This is a genomic window from Streptomyces luteoverticillatus, assembly GCF_003970715.1.
In the GTDB taxonomy this organism is placed as follows: domain Bacteria; phylum Actinomycetota; class Actinomycetes; order Streptomycetales; family Streptomycetaceae; genus Streptomyces; species Streptomyces abikoensis.
Window position 1 is genome coordinate 7,148,201 of the sequence record NZ_CP034587.1, and the last position, 16,312, is coordinate 7,164,512.

Annotated in this window: 12 protein-coding genes and 1 pseudogene; 4 read left to right on the top strand and 9 right to left on the bottom strand. The window is 72.1% G+C overall.

The window, feature by feature from the left end; genetic code table 11:
* Positions 1-58 precede the first annotated feature (58 nt).
* The 7 genes and pseudogenes from EKH77_RS31815 to EKH77_RS31845 form a co-directional block, all read right to left on the bottom strand.
* A pseudogene (locus EKH77_RS31815) lies at positions 59-1,206 on the bottom strand (substrate-binding domain-containing protein).
* A 49-nt stretch (positions 1,207-1,255) separates the two neighbouring features.
* The gene (locus EKH77_RS31820; RefSeq protein ID WP_397613993.1) at positions 1,256-2,299 is read right to left on the bottom strand and encodes an ABC transporter permease; all 1,044 of its coding nucleotides are present in this window, start codon (positions 2,297-2,299) and stop codon (positions 1,256-1,258) included.
* On the bottom strand, positions 2,296-3,915 hold the full coding sequence (locus EKH77_RS31825) for a sugar ABC transporter ATP-binding protein (RefSeq protein WP_126917633.1): 1,620 nt from the start codon (positions 3,913-3,915) through the stop codon (positions 2,296-2,298). Before EKH77_RS31825 ends, EKH77_RS31820 begins: the two co-directional genes overlap by 4 nt.
* A 37-nt stretch (positions 3,916-3,952) precedes the next feature.
* Positions 3,953-6,814, bottom strand: coding sequence for a SpoIIE family protein phosphatase (locus EKH77_RS31830; RefSeq protein ID WP_126917634.1), 2,862 nt, complete (start codon positions 6,812-6,814; stop codon positions 3,953-3,955).
* A 66-nt stretch (positions 6,815-6,880) separates the two neighbouring features.
* A complete protein-coding gene (locus EKH77_RS31835; RefSeq protein WP_126917635.1) occupies positions 6,881-7,801 on the bottom strand; it encodes a cyclase family protein in 921 nt (306 codons plus the stop codon).
* Complete coding sequence (locus EKH77_RS31840; RefSeq protein WP_126917636.1) at positions 7,798-8,934, bottom strand: PP2C family protein-serine/threonine phosphatase; 1,137 nt, start codon at positions 8,932-8,934, stop codon at positions 7,798-7,800. Before EKH77_RS31840 ends, EKH77_RS31835 begins: the two co-directional genes overlap by 4 nt.
* Before the next feature lie 44 nt (positions 8,935-8,978).
* Positions 8,979-10,040 (bottom strand): AI-2E family transporter, encoded by a 1,062-nt coding sequence (locus tag EKH77_RS31845; protein WP_126917637.1) that lies wholly within the window; start codon positions 10,038-10,040, stop codon positions 8,979-8,981.
* A 352-nt stretch (positions 10,041-10,392) separates the two neighbouring features.
* On the opposite strand from EKH77_RS31845, the gene EKH77_RS31850 reads away from it, so the two are divergent.
* Positions 10,393-11,049, top strand: a complete 657-nt coding sequence (locus EKH77_RS31850; protein WP_126917638.1) for a transglycosylase SLT domain-containing protein — start codon at positions 10,393-10,395, stop codon at positions 11,047-11,049.
* Between the two features lie 80 nt (positions 11,050-11,129).
* Here the strand turns inward: EKH77_RS31850 and EKH77_RS31855 are convergent, their stop codons facing one another.
* Positions 11,130-12,716, bottom strand: coding sequence for a M4 family metallopeptidase (locus EKH77_RS31855; protein ID WP_126918424.1), 1,587 nt, complete (start codon positions 12,714-12,716; stop codon positions 11,130-11,132).
* Between the two features lie 597 nt (positions 12,717-13,313).
* Between EKH77_RS31855 and EKH77_RS31860 the strand changes: the two genes are divergently transcribed.
* Positions 13,314-14,039 (top strand): transglycosylase SLT domain-containing protein, encoded by a 726-nt coding sequence (locus tag EKH77_RS31860; protein ID WP_126917639.1) that lies wholly within the window; start codon positions 13,314-13,316, stop codon positions 14,037-14,039.
* Between the two features lie 227 nt (positions 14,040-14,266).
* On the opposite strand, the gene EKH77_RS31865 is transcribed toward EKH77_RS31860, so the two are convergent.
* Positions 14,267-14,614 carry a VOC family protein gene (locus tag EKH77_RS31865; protein ID WP_126917640.1) on the bottom strand — a complete coding sequence of 116 codons (348 nt, stop codon included), beginning with the start codon at positions 14,612-14,614 and terminating at the stop codon, positions 14,267-14,269.
* 325 nt (positions 14,615-14,939) lie between these two features.
* Between EKH77_RS31865 and EKH77_RS33280 the strand changes: the two genes are divergently transcribed.
* Together EKH77_RS33280 and EKH77_RS31870 are read left to right on the top strand one after the other, a co-directional pair.
* On the top strand, positions 14,940-15,110 hold the full coding sequence (locus EKH77_RS33280) for a hypothetical protein (protein ID WP_164737930.1): 171 nt from the start codon (positions 14,940-14,942) through the stop codon (positions 15,108-15,110).
* Between the two features lie 63 nt (positions 15,111-15,173).
* Positions 15,174-15,914 carry a class I SAM-dependent DNA methyltransferase gene (locus EKH77_RS31870; protein WP_126917641.1) on the top strand — a complete coding sequence of 247 codons (741 nt, stop codon included), beginning with the start codon at positions 15,174-15,176 and terminating at the stop codon, positions 15,912-15,914.
* Positions 15,915-16,312: the final 398 nt, after the last annotated feature.

Below are 16,312 nucleotides of genomic sequence, written 5' to 3' on the forward strand. Positions count from 1 at the left end.
GCTAACCCGATGCTCTTTCGAGCCTTCAAGGGGTGTCCACTGCGAGATGTGCCACTCTTCACCGCCAGTTTCCCTTCGATTCGCTGGCATCACCGCCCCAGATCCTCCGGTAGGCCTCCCGGTACCCGGGGGGATCCCAGGATGTGGCGTCGTCACTGTTCGCCGCCGTGGCGATGTGGACGGGCATGACATAGCCGCTGGCGGGGGCACCGGAGAAGGCGCGGTTGAACTCGTCGACGGCCTGCCAGCCCTGCTGGGAGAGCGGCTCCGGCACGGTGGCCGCCTGGAACTGCCGGCTCTCGACGCGCTCGAAGGCGGAAGGGTCGCCGTCGCCCGCGCCGATGTTGTACGGGGCGCCGCCGCCCTTCCTGCGGGCCGCGCGGAGGGCCGGGGCGGCGTCGGCGAAATAGACGTCGTTGATGGCGACGGAGTGGGTCCAGGCGTCCCCGAAGCGGGCGAGGAGCGAGGAGACCTCCTGCGGGGTGCGGCTGCTCGTGTCCGGCAGGGGATGTTCTCCTCCGCCAGCAGCCGGGCCCCGGGGCAGGTGGCGAGCCGCTTCTTGATGAGGTCGGACTTGTGCCGGGCGAAGGGGATGGAGGCGTCGGTGAACACGACGACCCCGGCGTCGCCCCCGGAGTGGTCGATCACCCAGTCCGCGCTGATCCCGGCGACGTCCTCGACCTTGGTGGTGATGTTGGTGAAGAGCCGTGGACGTTCGCTCGGGCCGGGAGCGGCGACCGCGTGCCAGCCGACGAGCGGGATCCGCGCGGCGTCGGCCCGGGCCACCTGGCGGGAGGTCAGCCGGGGGTCGAAGCCGCCGACGACGATGCCCGAGGGGCGCAGGGTGACGGCCTGGCTGAACGCCGCCTGGATGCCGGACGGCGTGCCCTGGCCGTCGATCACCCGCACGCTCCAGCCGATGACGCGCGCGGCGTCCCGTACGCCCGCCACGGTGCCCGCGACGCCGGGGTTGGTCATGGACTGCGCCACGTACACGAGGGACTTGCCGGGGACCGCCCGGGGGCCGGTGGTCGGGCCGTTCCAGGCGGGGTCGGCCGACTGGGCCCGGCGGACGGCCGCGCCGGCCCGGGCCAGGGCGCCGGGACAGCCGGCGGTCGCCGTCCTCGGGGGCGGCGGGGGCGCGGGACGGGTGGAGGAACCCCGCTCGCAGCCGGTCGGCGCGGCGAGCAGCAGGACGAGCGCCATGGCCGTTCCGGTCGTCCCGCCGCGCGCGCCTCTCACGGAGCGACCCCTCTCACGGAGCGACCCCGGACGGTTCGGCGCGGCGGCGGCGCAGCTGGCGGCGCGCGGCGTAGCCCGCCACGCCGACGGCGACGAGCAGGGTGCCGCCGTTGAACAGTGGCGTGACCCAGAAGCGGGCGCCGAGCTGGCCGATGCCGGCGAGGCCGACGGCGAGGACGGTGACGGCGACGAGCGTGCCCAGGGCGTTGGCCCGGCCGGGCCGGATGGCGGTGGAGCCGAGCAGCGCGCCGACGAAGGCGGGCAGCAGGTAGTCCATGCCGACGCTGGGGTTGCCGATCTGCTGCTGCGCGGCCAGGAGGACCCCGGCGCCGCCGACGACCACGCCCGAGACGGTGAAGGCGTGGATGACGAAGCGCCGCGAGGGGATGCCCACGAGCTCGGCCGCGCGGGGGTTGGAGCCGATGACGTACAGGTACCGGCCCAGGGGGAGCCGCTCCAGGAGCAGCCACAGGACGGCGGTGAGCGCGAGGACGTAGAAGGCCGGGACGGGCAGGCCCAGGAACCGGGAGTCGTAGAGGTCGGTGAAGGCGGCCGGGAGGCCGTGCGGGCCGGGCACGACCCTGGCGCCGTCGGTGATCCAGCCGGTGACGGCGTACATGACGCTGCCGGTGCCGAGGGTGGCGATGAACGAGTCGATCCTCGCGTATTCGACGACGACGCCGTTGACACCGCCGACGGCCGCGCCGCCGAGGACCACCACGAGGCAGGCGAGCGGCCAGGGCCACCCGTGGGTGACGATCAGCCGCATCGTCATGACGTGCGCGAGGCCGAGGCCGTAGCCGATGGACAGGTCGAACCGGCCGGCGGCGATGGGGATCGTCGCGCCGAGCGCGAGGGCGGCGGGGATGGACTGGTTGGACAGGACGGCGGAGATGTTGTCGAGGGTGGGGAAGGTGTCCGGCAGGGCGAGGGAGAAGGCGATGAACAGCAGGACGGTGAGGGTGAGGAGGCCGTAGGCGCCGAGGAGGTGGCCGAGGTGCCCGAGGCGGTCTGGGCGGCCGGCCAGGAGCCGTCGGCCCGGGCCCGGCGGGGTCACTCCGGCGCCCCGGTGGCGCGGTTCCCGCCTGCGTCCCGGCCGTTGTCCCCGCCGGAATCTCCCTCGCCGAGGGCGTCTCCGTCGAGGCGCGCGCTGGTTCCCGCGCCGGGGTCTTCGCCGGGGTTCCCGGTGAGCGGTGGCATGGCCGAGGCGGCGCGGGTGAGCGCGGCGGCGGTCAGGGCCGCTCCGGCCGGCTCCGCCGCCACGGCCCCGCGCACGAGGACGAGGGCCCGGTGGCACACGTCGGCGACCTCCTCGAAGTCGCTGGAGACGAGCAGCACGGCCAGCCCGTCGGCCAGCGCCTCCCGGAGCAGCCGGTGGACCGCCGCCTTGGCGCCGACGTCCACCCCGGCCGTCGGCTCCTCCAGGACCAGCAGGGTCCGGGGCAGCCGCAGCCACCGGCCGAGCATGACCTTCTGCTGGTTCCCGCCGGACAGGGTGGCGATCGGCCGTTCGCTGTCCCGGGGCCGTACCGAGAACCGTTCGATCAGAGCGACGGCCTCGGCGCGCTCGGGGCCGGGGCTGATCCAGTGGGTGCCGGGCGTTCCGCCCGCCCGGGGGTTGGCCAGGAAGTTCTCCCGTACGGACAGGTCGGGGGCGCAGCCCTCGCCCTGCCGGTCGCTGCTGACGAAGCCGACGCCGGCGGCGACGGCGTGGGCGACGGTGTCCGGGCGGTAGGGCCGGCCGGCCAGCAGCATCCGGCCGCCGAGGACCGGCCGCGCCCCGGCGAGGGCACGGCCCAGGGTCGTGTGCCCGGCGCCGGTGAGCCCCACGAGCCCGAGGGCCTCGCCGGCGCGCAGCCGCAGGCTCACGGGCGCGGTGTGCTCCGTCCGGACGCCGTCGGCATCGAGGACGACCGGCCCGGTGGCGGGCGCGGGGGCGTGGTGGCGGCCGGGGTCGTGACCCACGACGTCGTGCACCAGCCGGCTGGTGGGGTAGCCGGCGACCGGGCCGTGGCTGACGACGCGGCCGTCGCGCAGGACGGCGAACGTGTCGGCGACCTCCCGCACCTCGTCCAGCCGGTGGGTGACGAGGACGACGGCGTGGCCGCGGTCGCGCAGGGCGCGCAGGACGGCGAAGAGCCGCGCGCGGTCCGCCGCCGGGAGGCTGGCGGTCGGCTCGTCCAGGACGATCAGCGCGGCCCGGACGGACAGGGCGCGGGCGATGGCCACCAGGGAGCGTTCGGCCCGGGTGAGGTCGGCGACGACGGCGTCCGGGTCGAGGTGCGCGGCGACGACGCCGAGGGCCTCGGCGCACCGCCGGCGGACGCGCCGCCAGGAGATCAGTCCGGCGCGGCGCGGATAGCCGGTGCCCAGGGCGATGTTCTCGGCGACCGTCATCCACGCGACCAGGCCCAGGTCCTGGTGGATGAAGGACATGGCGCTGCGGGCCGCGTCGGTGCCCAGCGGGTGCCCGGCGACGGTCACTTCGCCCGCGTCCGGGCGGTGGACGCCCGCGAGCACCTTGATGAGCGTGGACTTCCCGGCGCCGTTGGGGCCGAGCAGGGCCAGGACGCAGCCGGCCGGGATGTCGAGGTCGACCGCGTCCAGCGCGAGGGTGCCGCCGAACCGCTTGCTGAGGCCGCGGATGCGGACGAGATACCGCATGTCCGACATGCTACGTCCCCCTTCGGCCCCGGCGCCGGATGGTCCGTCAGATCGCGGGGATGTCGTCGAAGGAGCCGAGGGACCCGAAGGAGTCCAGGGCGGGCCCGGCGGCCTCGCCGGCCTTCCCCGAGGGCATCTCCAGCGCGCACTCCGCCCAGATGACCTTGCCCTCGGCGGTGTAGCGGGTGCCCCAGGCCTGGGAGAGCCGCGCCACGAGGAACAGACCCCGGCCGCCCTCGTCGGTGGTCGCGGCGTGGCGCAGGTGCGGGGCGGTGCTGCTGGTGTCGGACACCTCGCAGGTCAGGGTGCGGTCGTAGAGCAGCCGCACCTGGATGGGGCCGCTGCCGTACCGGACGGCGTTGGTGACCAGCTCGCTGAGCAGCAGCTCGATGTCGAAGCAGATCTCGTCCAGCCCCCACGCGGCCAGTTGCCGGGCGACCGCCGCGCGCACGGTGGAGACGAGCGACGGGTCGGCGGGCAGGTCCCAGGTGGCCACACGGTGCGGGTCGAGGGTGTGGGTACGGGCGACGAGCAGGGCGATGTCGTCGGCGGGGTGCTCGGGGACGACGGCCTCCACGACGGCCTGGCAGGTCTCCTCGGGCGGCCGGTTCGGGTGGGCCAGGGCCCGGCGCAACTGCTCCAGGGCGGTGTCGAAGTCGCGATCGCGGTCCTCGATGAGCCCGTCGGTGTAGAGGACCAGCTGGCTGCCCTCGGGCAGGCGGAACTCGGCGGTCTCGAAGGGCAGGCCGCCCAGCCCCAGCGGTGGTCCGGCGGGCAGGTCGGGGAAGGTGACGGCGCCGTCGGGGAGGACCAGAGCGGGCGGGCAGTGACCGGCCCGGGCCATGACGCACCGCTGCGAGGTCGGGTCGTAGATGACGTACAGGCAGGTCGCGCCGATGATGCCGGTCATGCCGGAGAAGGGGTCGTCCCCGCACTCCTCCCGGTCGAGGCGGCCCACGAGGTTGTCCAGGTGGATGAGGACCTCGTCCGGGGGCAGGTCCAGCTCGGCGAAGTTGCGCGCGGCGGTGCGCAGCCGCCCCATGGTCGCGGCGGCGTGCAGCCCGTGCCCGACGACGTCCCCGACGACGAGGGCGACGCGGGCGCTGGAGAGGGGGATGACGTCGAACCAGTCGCCGCCGACGCCCGATTCTGCGGGCATGTAGCGGTGCGCGACCTCGACGGCGTTCTGCTCGGGGAAGCCCTGCGGCAGCAGGCTGTGCTGGAGGGCGAGGACCATGGCGTGCTCACGGGTGTAGCGGCGCGCGTTGTCGATGCAGATGGCGGCGCGGGTGGCCAGCTCCTGCGCGAGCGAACGGTCGTCGTCCCCGAAGGGGGCGGGGTCGCGCGCGCGGTAGAAGCTCGCGATGCCCAGCGCGATGCCGCGGGCCAGGAGCGGTACGGCGATGAGGGAGTGGACGTTGTGGGCGAGGATGCGCTGGGCGTTCGCGCGGCTCTGGGCGATCCACCCCGCGGCGGACCTGAGATCGGGCTCCAGCACCGTCCGCCCGCCGGTCAGGCAGCGCAGCTGGGGCGTGGTCGGCTGGAGGTGGACCCGCTCGCCTTCGGGGTAGAAGGGGCAGTCGTCACGGATGCCGTGCACCACGGTCCGGTGGAGGTCCCGGGTGGGGTCGGTGGGCTCGTCGCCGCGCAGCACGGCTTCGGGGAGGTCGATGGTGACGAAGTCGGCCAGGCGCGGCACGGCCATCTCGGCGAGCTCCCGGGCGGTGCGGCTCACGTCCAGGGTGGTGCCGATGCGGGTGCTGGCCTCGGACAGCAGCTCCAGGCGGCGCCTGGCCGCCACGGCGTACTTGCCCACCCCCGCCTCACCCACGAGCACGAGCCCACCGGCCCCCGTGCCGTCAGGCGTGCCGCCGGGCGTGCCGGACGTACGCGCCGTGGTACCGGGGACGAACGCCGTGGCGACGGCGCGGGCGGGCGTCCGGGCATCGGCGAGCGGTGCGGGCGTGGTGGAGTACGGGGTACCGGTGACGATCTCGGTGGGGGCGGTGAGGCGCGTGTCCGAGGTGGGCACGACCGCCTCGACGACGACGCCCTCCACGCCGGAGGAGCTCGTCACCGTGCGGCTCACCAGGGTGACCCGCCGGCCGCTGGGCAGGGCCACCTCCACGGCGGCCCGCTGGGCGGCGGAGATCAGCTCGGTGGCCCGTTCCTCCAGGATCATCCGGTCGCGCGGGTCCAGCCGGCTCGTGACGGGCTCGACCGGTTGTCCGTCGGCGGCCGGCAGCCGGCGCCGGATGTCGAGGTACGCCTGGAGCAGGGAGCGTTCGCGCGCCGAGCTCTGGTCCAGCAGCCGCTGCTCGATGACCCCCGCCGCCTTGCTCATGACGATGTCCAGGGCCACGGCCACGTCCGTGTGCGGATAGCCCAGGCACAGCACCCCCTCGATGCGTCCGCTGAGCGGGTCCCGGACGGGTATCGCGGAGCAGGCGTTGGCCTGGGAGCGTTCGGCGAAGTGCTCGGCGCCGTAGACGTGGATCAGCCGCCGCTCGGCCAGTGCCAGGCCGATGCCGTTGGTCCCCGCGAACCTCTCGTCGAACACGAAGCCGGGCACGGTCTGGATCGCGGGCAGCCGGCCGGCCATCGAGGCATCGCCGAAGCGGCGCTGCAGCACGGCCCCGCGCCCGTCGGCGAGGGACACGTTCACGCTCCGCCCCGCGAACCGCTCCCGCAGCCGGTCCAGGACGGGCCCGGCCGCGCGGGCGAGCCGCCCCTCGATGTCGAGGTCCTGGACGAAGGGGAGCTCACAGCCGTCCGGGGAGAGCCCCAGGGACACGGAACGCTGCCAGGAGTTCAGGATCGGGTTGCGGACGGCAGCCTCGACGGACTCGCCCCGGAGGAACTGGTCCCGGGCGAGCACGGGGCCGATGTCGTCCGCCAAGAGCCCCATCCGGATCACCGCCCTCACTGGTGCGCCGATGTTCCATTTTAGAACTTTGTCCAGATGACGGAGGCGTCAGAGCACGGCGACGGGGTTGACGGGCGAGCCCGTGCCGCCCGGGATGTTCAGCGGTGCCACGACCAGCAGGAACGTATGACGTCCCGCCGCCGCGCAGGCCGCCGAGAGCTCCTCCAGATCGAGGTTGTCGAGCAGCGGCACCCCCATCGCGGCGATGGCGAGGGCGTGCACGGGGGAGTGCACGCCCTCGACGGGCGACGGCCGGACGTCGCTGTCGCCGTCGCCGCCCAGCAGCGCGATGCCGTGCTCGGCCAGCAGGGGCACGGCGTCCACGTGCAGCCCCGCGCAGGCCGCGTCGGCGTCCCAGGGGCCGAGCTCCGCGCGCCTGCGGTACCGGCCGACGCGCACCAGCACCGCGTCGCCCTCGCCGATCCGCGCGCCGAGCGCCGCCTCGGCGGCGGCGAGGTCCGCCGGGCCCGCGGCCTCCCCGGGCTCCAGCCAGGGCAGGCCCCGGACGGCCGGCAGATCCAGCAGAACGCCCCTCGTCACCAGCGGACCGAGCGCCGAGACACCGCCGAAGCGGGCCCCCGCCGCGCCGACGAGCTCCCGGGCGGCACCGCCGTCGTAGAGCCGCCCCCGGTAGGCGATGTGGGACAGCGCGTCCAGGTGGCTGACGGCCTTGCCGTGGTAGTCGGCGCCGAGGAAGTCCTTGTGGGTGGCGGGCTCGGGGGCCTCGACGTCACCGAGGCCGGACATGTAGTGCAGCGCGGGCCTGGCGTTGTCCGGCCCCGAGACGGTGTCCCACGGCCGTCCCATCGGCACCACGGTCCCGGACCGTACCAGGGACACGGCCCGCCGCACATGCTCGTCCGTCACCCGGTTCCAGGCCCCCCGGTCGGGCGCCTCCTCCCAGCGCCCCCACGCGCGGACCGCGTCGAAAAGCGTGTCGAACTCCTGGCGCGAGACCCTTCTGCTCATCCGCCACCCGTCCCTTCGGTCGCCGTGCGCTGAACGGCGACCAGGGCGGCGTCGTCGCCGAGAGAACCTCCGGAGTGGGCCAGCAGGTCCTCGCGCAGATACCGCAGGAGCGCCTCGGGCCCGCCGCCCGGCCAGGACGCCAGACGCTCGGCCAGCGGATAGAACCGCCCGGCGGCGTCGCGCGCCTCCACGACCCCGTCCGTGTACAGCAGGACGAGATCGCCGGGCCCGAAGGCGAAGGACTCCACGGCGAAACCGGTGGGGGAGAACTCGGCGAGCCCCAACGGCAGCCCGGGCTGCTCCACCTCCAGCGCGCTGACCCGCCCGTCCCGCAGCAGCAGGGGCGGGGGATGCCCGCAGTTGACCATGCTCAGGGCTGGCCCGGTGTCGGGCACGTCCAGCACGGCGGCGGTGACGAACGCCTCCTCCCGGTGCGGCCGCTCCTCCCGTGCCCCGTCCGGGTCGCCGAGCCCGGAGGAGAGCGCTCCCTCCAGGTCGGCGACCAGCACCGGCAGCTCGGCCTGCCGGTGCGCGGCGGCCCGGAAGGCGCCGAGCACGAGCGCGGCGTCACCGATGGCCTCCAGACCCTTGCCGCGCACGTCCCCGATGACGAACCGGGTGCCCCGCGCCGTGCGCGCCACCGCGTACAGATCACCGCCGATCCGCGCCTCCGCCTCGGCCGCGTGGTACACGGACCCGATGCGCAGCGGGCCCGCCCGCCGGGGCAACGGCCGCATCACCACGCCCTGGGTCGCCTCGGCGACCGACCTGAGCTGCGTCATCTCCTTCTCGCGCCGCTCACGACGGTGGGCGAAGAGGGTGACGATCACCGAGATCAGGATCAGGGCGCTGATCTGGAGGGTGTGGTTGAGGTCGGTGAGGCTGGTGCGGACGACGGCGACGACCGACTGGGCCACGACGGCGATCACGCCGACGGCCCCCGTCAGCCGGGGGCCCGCGAAGGACGCCGTGATGGCGGGCGCGGCGACGAGGAAGGGCCCCAGGTGCACGGCGGGCGGGGCGAGGACGTCGACCACGGTGACGGCCACGACGACGATCAGCGGAACGGCGATCAGCGCCCGGCTCGGCCGCCCCGGCGATCGGGGCGTCCCGGGTGCTCGCCGAAGGTGCATGGCTCCTGCTTACACCACCCGCCCCGGCCGCGCTTCCCGCCTGGTCAGGCGCGGTCGATGCGCGGGAAGACCGCGTCGTCGAGCACGATGCCGATGCCCACGGCGACGGGGATGGCGATGAGCGCCCCGACGATACCCAGCAGCGCCCCGCCGACCACCACGGCCACGACCGTGACGATGGGGTGCACATTGACGGCGAAACTCATCGCCTTGGGCATGATCAGGTAGTCCTCGGCCAGCCGGAAGGCGATGTAGAAGCCCGCGGTGCCGAGGGCGACGGGAAAGGACACCGCCAGGGCGACGAGGCTGACGACGATGCCGCCGATGGTCGACCCCACGATCGGGATCATGTCCATCAGGGCGACGAAGACACCGAGCGCGGCCGGGTAGGGCACGTCCATCCCGGCGCACCAGGCGAACGTGGCGAGACCCGCGATGGCGGACGTGACGACGTTGCCGAGCATGTACCGGCCGACCCGCAGCAGGATCTCCTCGGTCAGCTGGATCACGCCCGGCCTGCGGCTGAGCGGGACGAACCGGTAGGCGAACCGCTTCAGCTGCTCCATCCCGACCATGAAGTAGACGGTCATGACGATGACCAGCCCCGCGCCCGTCACCGCGCTGACGACGATGTGCCCGGCGCCCAGCAGCCCGCCCACCACCGTGGTGCCGAGGTGCGGCCCGAATTCCCGGCGGGCCCGGTCCAGCAGGTGATAGCGCTCTTCCAGCCGCCCGAGGAACGAGCGGTGGTCGTGCAGCTGCTCCACCCACTTCGGCACCGCGTCGACGAGCGCGGCCGCCTCCTCGGACACGGGCGGGATCACCATCGCGAGAAACCCCGCCAGCAGCACCAGCAGCCCGGCGACCGCGAGGGTGACCGCCCAGCCCCGGCGGATCCGTCGCCTGGTCATCCAGGCGATCACGGGCTCCAGGCTGATCGCCGCGAAGAGGGAGAGAAGGAGGAGGGTGAGGATGCCGCTGATGCGCAGGACGGTGTCGAGGACCGTATAGGCCAGCGTCAGCCCCAGCCCCACGCTGAAGCCGGCCGTGAACCACGACGACGTCGGCCGCACCCGCAGGCCTCGCCGCGGACCGTCGCTCGGCACATCCCGTCCTCTCTCCAGGGGTCGCGGCTCTACGTACCCCTTCGCGTGAGCGTGCGATCACATCGGGTGGGTGAATCGGGTGCCGGATGTGAGCCCGCCCATGAGAGCCGGCTCACATACGAAGCGGGGTAGTGGCACGACATCCGTCCGATGCGGGAAATCCTGGCATTCGGCTTCTGGTCTGAACCTGGTTTTCTTGGGTGTGGCGTAGTAGGTCACACCTTTGCCAGGGCGTTTTTCCGCCGCTAACAATTGCTGAGTCGCACGGCGCCGCTGACCGAGAAACGGCGCTCTTTGTTCGCGCCAATGACGGCCACTGCGACGCAAGCGATTGGAAGGGTTCAGCTCAGTTATGCGCTCCACCATCTCCGGCTATACCGCTCTGCCCAAGGCTCACAAGATCTCCGCCACCGCTGTCCTGGTGGCCGCCGGCGCCGCTGTCGCCCTGGCCGCCGTCCCGGCCACCGCCGCCGAGACCACCGGTGTGAAGACGGTGGCGCAGAACGCCGGCTCCTTCGGTGAGACCCAGCAGGCCGAGCTGGACAAGGCCACCGACGCCGCCGTCGCCCAGGCCGCCACCACGGCCGCCGCCAAGGTCAAGGCCGGTGACGAGCGCGCCAACCGTTCCACCGAGCGCGCCGCTCTGAAGCCCGCCGCCAAGCCGGCCGCCCCGGCGAAGAAGGCCTACGCGGACAACCTGGACGGCTGGATCAAGCAGTCCATGGACATCCTGAGCGCCAAGGGCATCCCGGCTTCCTACGACGGCATCAAGCGCAACGTCATGCGTGAGTCCACGGGTAACCCGCGTGCGATTAACGACTGGGACGTCAACGCCGTCAACGGTGTGCCGTCGAAGGGTCTGCTGCAGATCATCGACCCGACGTTCAAGGCGTATCACGTCGAGGGCACCTCCTGGGACATCTACGACCCGGTCGCCAACATCACCGCCTCCTGCGCGTACGCCGCCGACAAGTACGGCTCGATGGACAACGTCAACTCCGCGTACTAAGAGCCACACAACCCCCACGCGTCGCGAAGGGCGGCGGCACCCCACCCCGGGGCGCCGCCGCCCTTTCGTGCTTTCGTGCGTCAGGCGACGTTGACGGCGGTCCAGGTGTCACCGACGACCTTGTACTCCGTGCTGCCGCTGCCGTAGAGGTCGGCCGCGGCCTGGAGGGTGGCCTGGCGGGCGGCCGCGTAGTCGGTGGTCGACGTCATGTACGTGGTCAGCGCCTTGTACCAGACGGCCAGGGCCTTGTCCCGGCCGATGCCGGGGACGGAGGAGCCGTCGTAGGTGGGGCTGTCGTACGTGACGCCGTTGATCGTCTTCGTGCCGCTGCCCTCCGAGAGCAGGTAGAAGTAGTGGTTGGCGATGCCCGACGAGTAGTGGACGTCGACGCCGCCGGCGTCGGGGCTCCAGTAGTCGAGGGAGGCGCCGTCCTTGCTGGGCTGGTCCATGTAGCGCAGCGGGGTGCCGTTGCCGTTGATGTCGATCTTCTCGCCGATGAGGTAGTTCCCCGGGTTGTTCGGGTTCTTGGCGAAGAACTCCACACCGGTGGCGAAGATGTCGCTGGTCGCCTCGTTGAGGCCGCCGGACTCCCCGCTGTACTCCAGGCCCGCTGTGGCCGAGGTGACACCGTGGGTCATCTCGTGGCCCGCGACGTCGAGGGAGGTCAGGGGGTGGGTGTTGCCCTGGCCGTCGCCGTAGGTCATGCAGAAGCAGCTGTCGTCCCAGAAGGCGTTCACGTAGCTGTTGCCGTAGTGGACGCGGGAGTAGGACGCGACGCCGTCGTTGCGGATGCCGTTGCGGCCGAAGGTCTGCTTGTAGAAGTCCCAGGTCTCCTGCGCGCCGTAGTGGGCGTCGACGGCGGCGGTCTGCCGGTTGCTCGCGCTGCCGTTGCCCCAGACGTCGGAGGAGTTGGTGAAGAGCGTGCCGCTGCCGGAGGAGCCCTGGCGCAGGTCGGTGGTCTGGTGCCCGCCGCGCGTGTTGTCACGCATCTGGTACGAGCTGCCGCTCTTCGTGGTGCCGATGGTGACCCGGCCGTTGTACTGCCCCGTGCCGGTGCCGGTCTCGATGCCGTCGAACGCGTAGAGCTTCTTGCCGCTGGTGGCGTCGGTGATGACGTGCAGCTGACTGGGGGTGCCGTCCTTCTGCGTGCCGGTCACCACCGACTCCCAGGCCAGCACCGGCTTGCCGGAGGCGGCCCAGACGACCTTGCGCACGGTGTCCTGGGCCGGGCGGGCGAGGCTGGCGTCGGAGGCGTGCGCGAGCGCGGTCCGCTGCGCCGTGGTGGCGGGGACCTTGGGGGTGGTGCTGGGCACGGCGATGCTCCGGGACGTCGCCTTGGTGACGGTGCGCCGGTCGCCCTTGACGTGCACGACCAGGTCGCCGCCGAGGACGGGCAGCCCCGCGTACGTCCGGTCGTAGCGGGTGTGCACGGTGCCGTCGGCGTCCTTGACGACGTCCCTGGCGACCAGCCGCTCCTGCGTGCCGAGGCCCAGCGACCGGGCGGTGGCCCCGGAACCGTCCTGGGCGGCGGATATCAGGGCGGTGCGCTGGGCGGGGGACGCCGCGGCGGCACCGGCCGACGCCGCCGTACCCGGCGCGGCGCCGGCGGTGCCGGCCTGGACGCCCGCGGCCACCATCGCGGCCGCGGCGACGAACGCCGCGCTCATCCGCGTCCGGCGGGAGGAGCGGAGGGAGGAACGGCGGTCGTCATGGGGGGTGGGTCTCACGCGAACTCCTTGGGCCCGGCCGTTTCGAACGGCCTGCTGCGGGCCCGGCGGCGGGTCGCCGCCGGGGTCGTGCCTGCTGTGCGTTCGGTGGGGTCGTGCGGGGCCCGTGCTGGGACGAGCCGTGGTGAGCGTGCCACCGAATCCGTGTACTTGGCAGGTCCACGACGAAGAGTTGGTCGTGAGTTGACCGATGGATGGGGGAATGACACCGATTACCGGACAGCGAGCGCAGCGTGTTCACACAGTCGCTCGGTGTGGGTGGCGAGGGGCTGCGCTGTGAGGCCGCTCATGGGAGCTGGATCACATACGAAGACGGATAGTGGAGCGCCGATTCGCCCTGCGGCGCGAAGCGGGGATTCTCCGGTGGTCTGAACCTGGTTTTCTTGGGTGTGGCGTAGTAGGTCACACCTTTGCCATGGGCTTTCGCCGCCGCTAACAATTACGGGGTCGCCTGGCGCCGTCGATCGAGAAACGGCGCTCTCTTCGCGCCAATGACGGCCACCGGCGATATCCGCGATTGGAAGGTTCAGCTCAGTTATGCGCTCCACCATCTCCTCCGGCTATACCGCTCTGCCCAAGGCCCACAAGATCTCCGCCACCGCTGTCCTGGTGGCCGCCGGTGCCGCTGTCGCCCTGGCCGCCGTCCCGGCCACCGCCGCCGACACCCACACGCTGAAGACGGTGGCGCAGAGCGCCGGCTCCTTCGGTGAGACCCAGCAGGCCGAGATCGCCCAGCAGACGGACGCCGCCATCGCGCAGGCCAAGACCACCGCCGAGGCCGCCACGAAGACCGCCGCCGACAAGGCCGCCGCCGACGCCAAGGCCAAGGCCGACGCGAAGGCCAAGGCCGACCAGGAGCGCGCCAACCGTTCCACCGAGCGCAAGGCCCTCAAGCCCGCCGCCCCCGCCGCCAAGCCGGCCGCCCCGGCGAAGAAGGCCTACGCGGACAACCTGGACGGCTGGATCAAGCAGTCGATGGACATCCTGAGCGCCAAGGGCATCCCGGCTTCCTACGACGGCATCAAGCGCAACGTCATGCGTGAGTCCACGGGTAACCCGCGTGCGATCAACGACTGGGACGTCAACGCCGTCAACGGTGTGCCGTCGAAGGGCCTGCTGCAGATCATCGACCCGACGTTCAAGGCGTATCACGTCGAGGGCACCTCCTGGGACATCTACGACCCGGTCGCCAACATCACCGCCTCCTGCGCCTACGCCGCCGACAAGTACGGCTCCATGGACAACGTCAACTCCGCGTACTGATCAAGGCCAGATTCCACTCGCGCGACAACCCGGCCCATTGATGGGCCGACACACCACCGCTTGCATGGCTCCGCCCACAGTTGTTCCTGCAGCTTGAGGGGGAAACCTTGCGCGAGCGAAGAGCACGCACAGCAAGACGGACGGCAAGACCGAGAGCTCGCATCACAAGTGCGGCGGCGCTGATCAGCGCCGCCGCACTCGTCGTCCCGGCGCCGCCCGCCGCGCCGTCAGCGGTGGCCCAGCACGTTGACCACCCGTCCGCTGGGGTCGCGAACGAAGAACCGCCGCACGCCCCACTCCTCGTCCTGCAAGGGGTGAATGATCTCCGCACCGTTCTCCCGCATGACCGCATAAGCCGCATCCACGTCGTCCACCTCGACGCTCATGTCGGGGGCGACAGGCGCGGTCTTGTCGCTGGTCATGACGCTGATCTGCGCTGCCGGGCTGGACGGGGAGGCGAGCGTCATGATCCAGCCGTGGTTCATGACCTCCTCGAAGCCCAGCAGGCCATAGAACTCCCGGCTCTCCTGCGCGGCCTCCGACCGGATGTTGGGCACGACACGGCGAACGGCCATCGATGACTCCAAACGAGAACGAACCTGTCTCCTGTCTCTTCCCAGGAGTACTACGGCACGTCCACCGCCGCACGCACTTTCGATACATGCTCTACAAACGACATGAAGCGGGTGCGGAACAAGTCCGGGGCGACCCGGCTCGGGTTCTCGTTGTTGCTGACAGGACGGGGACGGCGGCACCACCGCGGCGGGCGGCGGCCGCTCGCACTTCGCCGAGCTGAAGAGGGACCCCGGTGCCCCGGACCTGTTCGCGGACGTGTCGGAGAAGCTGGTCGACGCGTGACGGGCGCGGGCGTCGAAGGAGTACCCGGCGAACCTGGAGCGGATGACGCCGCCGCGGCGGGTCGCGGAGGCGGCGTTGTCGGAGCCGTCGGGCATCGTGCGGCGGGTGATCTTCCCGGTGGCCGGCGGGGAGAAGACGCTGAAGGCGCTGGAGCCGACCTCCCGCTTGACCACACCGCCGCCGACGAGGACGGCCCGGCCCCAAACCGTGTGATCGGAGCTGGTGGAAGGTAAATGCGTCGACAGCGCCCCTCGGTACCCGGCAAAGTGGCCGCCCGTGACGAGCAGTGAGCTGTGGACCCGTGCGACCGCCGACCGTTACGACGCCGAGGAGGCCGAGATGTCCTCGGTCGCCGTTCTCGGACCGACTCTCGCCTTCCTCTCCGAGCTCGCCGGAGACGGCCGGGCACTGGAGTTCGCCATCGGAACCGGACGAGTGGGCGTCCCGCTCCAGGAACGCGGCGTGCCGGTAGTGGGCATTGAACTGTCCGAGCACATGGCAGCGGTCCTGCGGCGCAAGATCGACGCGGACACGCTCCCGGTAGCCATCGGGGACATGGCCACCACCGTCGTTCCCGGCAAGTTCACCCTGGTCTACCTCGTCTACAACACCATCACGAACCTGCTCACGCAGGACGAGCAGGTCGAGTGCTTCCGCAACGCCGCACGGCATCTGGAGCCCGGCGGCCGATTTGTCATCGAGCTGGGCGTGCCGCCGCTGCGGCTCCTGCCGCCCGGCCAGGGCGCGGTGCCGTTTGACGTCTCAGAGCAGCATCTCGGCTTCGACACCTTTGACCTGGTGCAGCAGATTCTTGTCTCGCACCACTTCACCTGCGATGGTGACGACGGCCGCTACCGCCGCGGCAGCTCCCGGCACCGGTACGCCTGGCCGGCAGAGCTCGACCTGATGGCACGGATCGCTGGGCTCGAGCTGGAACATCGCGTCGCGGACTGGGACGGGGCGCCGTTCACCCAGGACTCCGCGAAGCACATCTCCGTGTGGCGCAAGCCGATCTGAGGTCGGCCACCAGGCCGTCAACGTAAGCCGAGCCTGTCTTGAAACCCCTATCGGGGGGTTCAGGCTTCGCCGGCAGATCAGTGCGCATCCGAGGGTGAGAAAGGCTTCGTGGACGTCGTCGCGTATCTCCCAGCGGATCCGCAGGCGACGGAACCAGCGCGGGTGGGCGAACGCGCGTTCGGTGCCGCGGCGGGCGATCAGCGGCTTCACGACCGAGGCCCCAGACCAGGCGGCGGTACCTGTCGTGGTCGTAGGCCACGGTCGGCCGGCACCAGGTCCGGGCGGCGCTTGGCCGGCCGCGCTTGCCTCGCACCGGCGGCACGGCCTGGAGAAGCGGGATCAGCTGACTTGGGCCCCCCTTAAGGCCCGGATGTGGGAGCCGCCGACCGCCGCCAGGG

Bases quoted from the DNA above. Each gene is read 5' to 3' on its own strand.
- EKH77_RS31840 (WP_126917636.1), bottom strand. From the start codon at position 8,934: ATGCACCTTCGGCGAGCACCCGGGACGCCCCGATCGCCGGGGCGGCCG.
- EKH77_RS31860 (WP_126917639.1), top strand. From the start codon at position 13,314: ATGCGCTCCACCATCTCCTCCGGCTATACCGCTCTGCCCAAGGCCCAC.
- EKH77_RS31850 (WP_126917638.1), top strand. From the start codon at position 10,393: ATGCGCTCCACCATCTCCGGCTATACCGCTCTGCCCAAGGCTCACAAG.
- EKH77_RS31855 (WP_126918424.1), bottom strand. From the start codon at position 12,716: ATGAGCGCGGCGTTCGTCGCCGCGGCCGCGATGGTGGCCGCGGGCGTC.
- EKH77_RS31825 (WP_126917633.1), bottom strand. From the start codon at position 3,915: ATGTCGGACATGCGGTATCTCGTCCGCATCCGCGGCCTCAGCAAGCGG.
- EKH77_RS31835 (WP_126917635.1), bottom strand. From the start codon at position 7,801: ATGAGCAGAAGGGTCTCGCGCCAGGAGTTCGACACGCTTTTCGACGCG.
- EKH77_RS31830 (WP_126917634.1), bottom strand. From the start codon at position 6,814: ATGGGGCTCTTGGCGGACGACATCGGCCCCGTGCTCGCCCGGGACCAG.
- EKH77_RS33280 (WP_164737930.1), top strand. From the start codon at position 14,940: ATGACGCCGCCGCGGCGGGTCGCGGAGGCGGCGTTGTCGGAGCCGTCG.
- EKH77_RS31865 (WP_126917640.1), bottom strand. From the start codon at position 14,614: ATGGCCGTTCGCCGTGTCGTGCCCAACATCCGGTCGGAGGCCGCGCAG.